Here is a 6,847-nt window from a genome sequence, read left to right as displayed (position 1 = left end):
GTTTTAAGTGTAATTCGGGGCAGAATTGGTAAAGAGAGTCGTGTAAAATATCGAGTTCGCACATTTTGTTGTCTGATTATTGATTTTTGGCGAAACCATTTGATCATATGACAAGATGTGTATCTACCTTAACTTAATGATTTTGATAAAAATCATTAGGGGATTCATCAGTGCGTGGTGTGCAATTCTGCCAATGGGCAACTCAAACTGCATCAAAATCAAGCCTTGCTTGCCAAACCAGTTAATGAATTGATTAACGATAACACTTTGGTTGCCCTTGCTTTATTGGTGGCAGAAAGTTTGCCCGAGCAAAAAGAGTTGATGATCCGTTTGGTGGAGCATTTTATTTTGTTGAAAGGGTAAAGCGCGGTGGGATTTTCACAAGATTTTGCGAATTACAAAATTTTCAAAAAATTCCACCGCTCTATATTTTATTAAGCGTTATTTGTATAGCGTTCTATTAACTCTGCCATTGTGTAGGCTTGTGGACTATTAATTTGACGTAAATTTTGGCAAATACTTTGTTTCGTTGCGGCATCTTTATTTTGACTAAGTTTAAACTGTGCTTCAGTTTTTTCTACCTTAATTTCAAAACAGACAATCGCCTGATATAAGGCTTGCAAATAATCCTCTGGCGCATCGCTTAATTGCCAAGGTGTGTTATTCGGCAAGCAGCTTTCCCAAAAATCAGTTTGAGCCGTTAATACTGCGACAACATCGTCCAACTGACGTACTGCTCCACGAATATGCACCGCTTGATAATTCCAAGTCGGCACTTCTTTATGTGTTATTGCTTTATTCGGGTACCAGTTCGGCGAGATATAATGCCCATTCTCTTGAAAAATAGCCAGCCAAGTCTGCGGTTGCGACATTGCAGAAACAATGGGGTTACGTTTAAAACAATGCCCAACCAAAACTAATTCACCATTTTCTTTTGTCTGTAAAATCATAGGGATATGAGCAACTTCTCCATTGGGTGTTATAAGTGTTGCTAAAGAATGTGATCGAATAAATGTGGCAATTTCCGCCAAATTATCTTGTTTAAATGTTGCAGGAATAAACATTTTTAAAACCTTCTATTTTGTGTTTGCTTATTTTTCAGGTAACAGAGAAAGTTATTTTATCGTAATAAGCAGAAAATAAAAGGATCGTTTAAATCGGTAATGTGGAAATGAGTAGGAAAACGTGTATTGTAAAGTGTGGTGGGATTTCCACAAGATTTTGCGAATTGCAAAAATGTTGGAAAATCCCACCGCTTACTTTTCTCAAAAATAAATATTTCAACAATGCTTGAAATATTTCCTTTAATAGGGGTATCATTATAGCGTTTTATTATTGAGGGATTTTTTATGAATACCGAGCAAGCCAGTTTTTTATTTGAAAGCCTTTCTTCGCCTATTCGTTTAGGGATTTTCCAAACCTTATCTGCAATGGGAACTGAAGGAATGACAGCCGGCGATTTGGCGAAACAACTTAATCTTGCCCCGAATAATCTCTCTTTTCATTTAAAAAATTTAAGTCAGGCGGAGCTAGTTTATAGCACTCAAGAAGGAAGATTTATTCGCTATTATGCCAATTTAACGTTAATGCTGCATTTAACCGCATTTTTGACGCAAAATTGTTGTAAAAATAGCCGTGAGCATTGTTCCATTGACTGTTGTTAAAAAATTTTCGCCTGTTATTTCAATAACTCTTGAACTATATAAGGAGAAATTATGTGTTCAGTCACGATTTATCATAATCCAAAGTGCGGTACGTCTCGCAATACATTAGCGCTTATTCGTCATTTGGGCATTGAGCCTACGATTATTCATTATTTAGAACAGCCACCGAGTGAAACGGTTTTGCGTGAATTATTGGCAAAAATGGCATTGGCACCACGTCAGTTACTCAGAACCAATGTGCCTCCTTACCTTGAAAAAGGGTTAGATGATTTAACATTGAGCGATGATGCGTTAATTGCCGCTATGTTAGCTGATCCAATCTTAATCAATCGCCCGATTGTCGTCACCGAAAAAGGCGTGCGTTTATGTCGCCCTTCGGAAGTCTTTTTGCAAATCTCGCCCCGTCCTTTGCAAACGGATTTTATTAAAGAAGATGGGAATGTGATTGCTGCGGAGACAAAATAATGGGACTTTTTGAACGCTTTCTAACCGTATGGGTAGCGTTAGCCATTATGGTTGGTGTTGGGCTAGGCGTATGGCAACCTGAATTGTTCTCTGGGATTGCCAAATTAGAAATCGCACACATCAATTTACCTGTTGCGGTGCTGATTTGGCTGATGATTTATCCGATGATGATCCAAATCGACTGGTCGGCAATTAAAGATGTCGGCAAAAAACCGAAAGGTTTGGCTTTAACCTTATTTATTAACTGGCTGGTCAAGCCTTTTACGATGGCGTTGGTCGGTTGGATCTTTTTCCGTATCTTCTTTGCGGAATGGGTTGATGCGCAATCGGCGACAGAATATATCGCAGGAATGATTTTACTTGGTGTTGCGCCTTGCACGGCAATGGTGTTTGTTTGGTCGCAATTGGTGCGTGGCGATGCTAATTACACTTTGGTGCAGGTTTCCATCAACGACATCATTATGATTTTTGCGTTTGCACCGATTGCGGGTTTCTTGCTAGGGATTAGCGATATTCAAATCCCGTGGCAAACCTTGCTTTACAGCACTATTTTATACGTATTGTTGCCACTTCTTGCAGGCTGGATCACCCGAAATATATTGGGGCAATCCGCTGAAAAAATCCAACGATTAAGCCAAAGGTTAAAGCCTTTTTCCATTTTGGGATTATTGCTCACCGTCGTGCTGTTATTCGCTTTCCAAGCACAAACCATTTTAGCGCAACCGTTAGTGATTTTACTGATCGCCATTCCTCTTTTGGTTCAAACTTACGGCATTTTCTTTTTGGCACATTTCTTAGCGAAATGGTTAAAACTACCTCATCAAGTTGCCGCCCCAGCTTGTTTAATCGGCACCAGCAACTTTTTTGAATTAGCCGTTGCCGTGGCTATTTCGCTATTCGGTTTACATTCAGGCGCCGCATTAGCCACTGTGGTTGGTGTATTGGTTGAAGTGCCTGTGATGCTCTCACTTGTTGCATTGTTAAACCGTTGGAATAGGCAGTGATAAGCAGTGGGATTTTCGCGATTTACAAATTTTCACGAAAATCCCTCTGTTTTTTATGGTTAGATACCACTATTCCACTTTAAACATCCCCATCATACCGAGATTTTCATGTTCCAAAATATGGCAATGGTACATTTTCAACCCAGTGTGTCCTTGCTTAAAGCGAATAATCACTTTTTCATAAGGGCGCAAATTGACTACATCTTTTAACGCCCTGCCTTCTGGCTTGAAGGTTTTGCCGTTTAATGTATGTTGAATCACTTCAAATTGAGTGCCGTGCAAATGGAACGGATGATCCATATGGCTTTCATTGAAAATTTCCCACTGTTCCACTTCATTCAATTTGGCAACAAAATCAATACGGTTCATATCAAAGGTTTGACCGTTGATTAAGAACATACCATTCATCATTGGTGGAATAGGGTTGTCCGTTGGTGTTGTAGTAGCGTGATGTGTACCGTGATTCATCATTGGCATATTCGTATGGTTCATCATTTTTTCACTAAAGCGAATTTGGCGAACCTGCTTTGGCTCATCCCAGTTAGGCAAGGACCTTAAGCTTTCAGGTAACTGAACAGGTTCTGATTTCACCTGAATTGTGGCTAAAGTGAGATCTTTAGGCTGTTCTTGCACCATCATCTTACGGCGATCATAATAACCGCTTTGTAAATTGACTGTTCCTTGCGTTTCACCCACCATAATCACTTCAACACGTTCGGCTGGCGTGAGTAGCAGTTCATCAACAGGCGAGCGAGGTTTTTCAAGTAAACCACCTTCGGTACCCACCACAATCCATTTCACCCCTGGAATGTTTAAACGAAAATAACGAGCGCTAGTGGCATTCCAAAGACGGATTCGTTCATTCGTTTTCACTTGAATCTGGGGCTGATATTGACCGTTGATTAACACAAATTCACCCTCACGACCGTTCATCCAATCTAACATCGTGTTTGCTGGAATGGTGCCATCGGCATTTAAACGCAGATCGGAAATCACCCAATGTTGTTCAGGAAAGTGTGCAAGCGGATCATTTTTCGCTTTAACAACGAAAGTGCCTGCTAAGCCTTTATAGACTTGTTCGGAAACATGGTCATGTGGATGAGGGTGGTACCAATATGTCCCAGCACTGCCTTGAGGTAGCGTAAAGCGATAGACTTTTTTCCCTTGCGGTTCAACCATATCCATCGGGTTACCATCCGCCTCATTTGGTACATCTAAGCCGTGCCAATGTACTGTTGAGGGTTGTGGTAGGTGATTGATAAATTCAATTTCTACGGTGTCGCCTTCAAATACTTCAATTTGTGGCCCTGGTAGTTGTCCGTTATAAGCCCAAAATTCCGTTTCTTTATTGTCTGCGAGGCGAATTTTAATTGGCTCTGCTTTTAAAGTGGCTTTGAATAGCCCAGCTTGAGTCGATTGATTAGCAAGTTTTGGCAACATCCCATTAAGCGATAAACCTGACGGCATTGCCTCAGTTGGCATTAGGCCAGTAGGTACTGAATGCATCATCGCCATATTGCCATGTTGTGCGTGGTTCATCATATTCGCAAGGCTATAAAGCGAGCTACTGGCTAAGCTAATTCCAATTCCATAACGTAAAAAATCTCGACGTTTCATTCTTTCCCCCCCCCTATTGGTTATAGGATTTAAACACTTCACTTTCACCGTTTTTCTTAATCAAAACAACATCATAAGGATCTTTGCGTCCGCCGTATGCTTCACCGTCCATACCTGGTGAACCAATTGGCATTCCCGGTGCAGACAAGCCTATTGCATCGGGTTTTTCTGCGAGTAAACGTTTGATATCCTCAGCAGGTACATGTCCTTCAATCACATAGCCATCAATCACGGCTGTGTGGCAAGAAGCATGTTCATATTTAATGTTAAAGCGCTTATGAGCATCATAATTGCCTGTTTCGTTGACTTTAACCTCAAAACCGTTTTTCTGCATATAGCTGATCCATTCATTACAACAGCCACAAGTCGGGCTTTTCCACACTTCCATAGAAAGTGTTTGTGCTTGAGCAAAAGCGGTTATGCCTAAACTTAAAAGCAACAATGAGCGGGTGAATTTATGTAATTTCATAAGATGTCCTTATTTTTATTGAGATTGAATGAACATCATGTTAAAGCTTAACCTAGGGTTAAGGTCAAGGGATTTGAAAAAATAATTTGCAAATTTTTCTCAAAATCCTACCGCTTGTTTTTCAATATGTATGAAATCTTTACTATAATACAGTCTCATTACTCAGGAGTAACAATGCACACATTCCATCCCCAATCGCTTGTCTGGACAAGAGAGCCGCAAGCTTTTGAAATATCAGAAAATAAAATAACCATCACCACAACACCGCATACGGATTTGTGGCAACGCACCTATTATCACTTCCAAAATGATAACGCCCCAGTTTTACAAATGGAAACTAATGAACGCTATTTTAGTTTTGTAGTGAAAACAGATTTTTCAGGCAGTCATCAACGCTTTGACCAGTGCGGCATTGTGTTGTATTTGGATAGTGAAAATTGGTTGAAAGCTTCGGTCGAGTATGAAAATGAGCAATTCCAACATCTTGGTAGCGTGGTAACCAATCACGGCTATTCTGATTGGGCTACGGTGGAAATTGCGGCGGATATTAAATCAATGTGGTTTCGTTTAAGTCGCCGTGAAAGCGATTATTGCTTGGAATGTTCGTATGACGGTGTGCATTTTCAACAAATGCGGATTTGTCATTTGCATAAAGGTAACGAGCGTATTCGCTTTGGTGTCTATGCTTGCTCGCCCGAAAATTCTTCGTTCACGGCGGTCTTTACGGATATGGCATTAACCGAATGTCAATGGCAAGCCCATAATGGACAACAGCCTGATTAAACCATATAAAGTGCGGTCAAATTTTCACAAGATTTTGCAATTTGCAAAAAATTCAGAAAATCCCACCACTTTCCTTTCAACCACCCCAAAACCGTTTTTGCCACTGTTTCGGGCTGATGTGATGTTTAGCTTTAAAGTGTTGGCGAAAGGCGGTGGCGGAATGAAAGCCGATTTGGTGGGCGATTTCGTCAATGTTGAGCTTGGTGCTTTCTAACAATTCTCGTCCTTTTTGTAACCGTACTTCAATCAGCCATTCGGTCAATGCCATTCCCGTTGCTTTGCGGAAATGGCGGGTAAAGGTGCTACGGCTCATCATTAACTTTTCGGCGAGTGTGTCAATGGAATAATCTACGTTTAGGTTGGCTCGCATAATGTCTAGCCATTCATTGATGTTTTCATTGGCGGTTTTGCGAGTGATGGGCTGTTCAATAAATTGTGCTTGTCCGCCTTCCCGATGGGGCGAGATGACCAACAAACGAGCCAGTTGATTGGCAATTTTTACCCCATATTGGCGGCGAACAATCGCGAGGCAACAATCCAACCCTGCTGCTGTGCCTGCGGAAGTGATGATGTTTTCATCTTCAATATAAATGGCGCTGCAGTCTAATTTCACTTGCGGAAAACGCTGTCTGAAATCCGCTTCGCCCAGCCAGTGCGTGGTGGCTTTTTTGCCGTTCAACAAACCTGCATAGGCAAGGGGATAAGCGCCGTAACACAATCCTACAACGGTCGCACCACGCCGTGCCGCTTGTTGCAATGCCTGCGTTAAGGCGGCAGACGGTATTTGTTCCAACTTGTCCCAACCGATCATCACAACCAAATCCGCTTGTTCCAACAAACTCAAA

General features: G+C 41.3%; 9 protein-coding genes. 5 read left to right on the top strand and 4 right to left on the bottom strand.

Annotation, left to right across the window (positions count from 1 at the left end; genetic code table 11):
• The first annotated feature begins 174 nt into the window (after positions 1-174).
• Positions 175-363, top strand: coding sequence for a hypothetical protein (locus E7T07_RS10845; protein ID WP_167874960.1), 189 nt, complete (start codon positions 175-177; stop codon positions 361-363).
• Positions 364-434: 71 nt separating this feature from the next.
• Here the strand turns inward: E7T07_RS10845 and E7T07_RS10840 are convergent, their stop codons facing one another.
• Positions 435-1,064 carry an FMN-binding negative transcriptional regulator gene (locus E7T07_RS10840; RefSeq protein ID WP_135711140.1) on the bottom strand — a complete coding sequence of 210 codons (630 nt, stop codon included), beginning with the start codon at positions 1,062-1,064 and terminating at the stop codon, positions 435-437.
• 285 nt (positions 1,065-1,349) lie between these two features.
• Between E7T07_RS10840 and E7T07_RS10835 the strand changes: the two genes are divergently transcribed.
• Genes E7T07_RS10835 through arsB form a run of 3 tightly spaced genes read left to right on the top strand, consistent with a single transcriptional unit; the run spans position 1,350 to position 3,133 of the window.
• Positions 1,350-1,664 (top strand): ArsR/SmtB family transcription factor, encoded by a 315-nt coding sequence (locus tag E7T07_RS10835; protein WP_005823201.1) that lies wholly within the window; start codon positions 1,350-1,352, stop codon positions 1,662-1,664.
• Positions 1,665-1,715: 51 nt separating this feature from the next.
• Positions 1,716-2,129, top strand: coding sequence for an arsenate reductase (glutaredoxin) (gene arsC / locus E7T07_RS10830; RefSeq protein ID WP_135711139.1), 414 nt, complete (start codon positions 1,716-1,718; stop codon positions 2,127-2,129).
• The gene (gene arsB, locus E7T07_RS10825) at positions 2,129-3,133 is read left to right on the top strand and encodes an ACR3 family arsenite efflux transporter (protein ID WP_135711138.1); all 1,005 of its coding nucleotides are present in this window, start codon (positions 2,129-2,131) and stop codon (positions 3,131-3,133) included. The genes arsC and arsB overlap by 1 nt, the downstream gene beginning before the upstream one ends.
• Positions 3,134-3,202: 69 nt before the next feature.
• On the opposite strand, the gene E7T07_RS10820 is transcribed toward arsB, so the two are convergent.
• Together E7T07_RS10820 and E7T07_RS10815 are read right to left on the bottom strand one after the other, a co-directional pair.
• Complete coding sequence (locus E7T07_RS10820; RefSeq protein ID WP_135711137.1) at positions 3,203-4,750, bottom strand: multicopper oxidase family protein; 1,548 nt, start codon at positions 4,748-4,750, stop codon at positions 3,203-3,205.
• 13 nt (positions 4,751-4,763) lie between these two features.
• A complete protein-coding gene (locus tag E7T07_RS10815; RefSeq protein ID WP_005612095.1) occupies positions 4,764-5,219 on the bottom strand; it encodes a DUF411 domain-containing protein in 456 nt (151 codons plus the stop codon).
• A 174-nt stretch (positions 5,220-5,393) separates the two neighbouring features.
• On the opposite strand from E7T07_RS10815, the gene E7T07_RS10810 reads away from it, so the two are divergent.
• Positions 5,394-6,002 carry a DUF1349 domain-containing protein gene (locus tag E7T07_RS10810; RefSeq protein ID WP_135711136.1) on the top strand — a complete coding sequence of 203 codons (609 nt, stop codon included), beginning with the start codon at positions 5,394-5,396 and terminating at the stop codon, positions 6,000-6,002.
• Positions 6,003-6,078: 76 nt separating this feature from the next.
• Here the strand turns inward: E7T07_RS10810 and E7T07_RS10805 are convergent.
• Positions 6,079-6,847: GlxA family transcriptional regulator (locus E7T07_RS10805; RefSeq protein ID WP_135711135.1), on the bottom strand; the 769-nt coding region annotated here is incomplete at its 5' end.

This window comes from Actinobacillus porcinus (assembly GCF_901764995.1).
GTDB classification, from domain to species: domain Bacteria; phylum Pseudomonadota; class Gammaproteobacteria; order Enterobacterales; family Pasteurellaceae; genus Exercitatus; species Exercitatus porcinus.
The sequence above is the reverse complement of the archived record's forward strand: the minus strand, read 5'-3'. Positions and strand labels throughout refer to the sequence as shown.

What these genes read in the sequence shown, in the direction of transcription:
- arsB (WP_135711138.1), top strand. Translation starts at nt 2,129, where the DNA reads ATGGGACTTTTTGAACGCTTTCTAACCGTATGGGTAGCGTTAGCCATT.
- E7T07_RS10815 (WP_005612095.1), bottom strand. Translation starts at nt 5,219, where the DNA reads ATGAAATTACATAAATTCACCCGCTCATTGTTGCTTTTAAGTTTAGGC.
- E7T07_RS10820 (WP_135711137.1), bottom strand. Translation starts at nt 4,750, where the DNA reads ATGAAACGTCGAGATTTTTTACGTTATGGAATTGGAATTAGCTTAGCC.
- E7T07_RS10810 (WP_135711136.1), top strand. Translation starts at nt 5,394, where the DNA reads ATGCACACATTCCATCCCCAATCGCTTGTCTGGACAAGAGAGCCGCAA.
- E7T07_RS10840 (WP_135711140.1), bottom strand. Translation starts at nt 1,064, where the DNA reads ATGTTTATTCCTGCAACATTTAAACAAGATAATTTGGCGGAAATTGCC.
- arsC (WP_135711139.1), top strand. Translation starts at nt 1,716, where the DNA reads ATGTGTTCAGTCACGATTTATCATAATCCAAAGTGCGGTACGTCTCGC.
- E7T07_RS10835 (WP_005823201.1), top strand. Translation starts at nt 1,350, where the DNA reads ATGAATACCGAGCAAGCCAGTTTTTTATTTGAAAGCCTTTCTTCGCCT.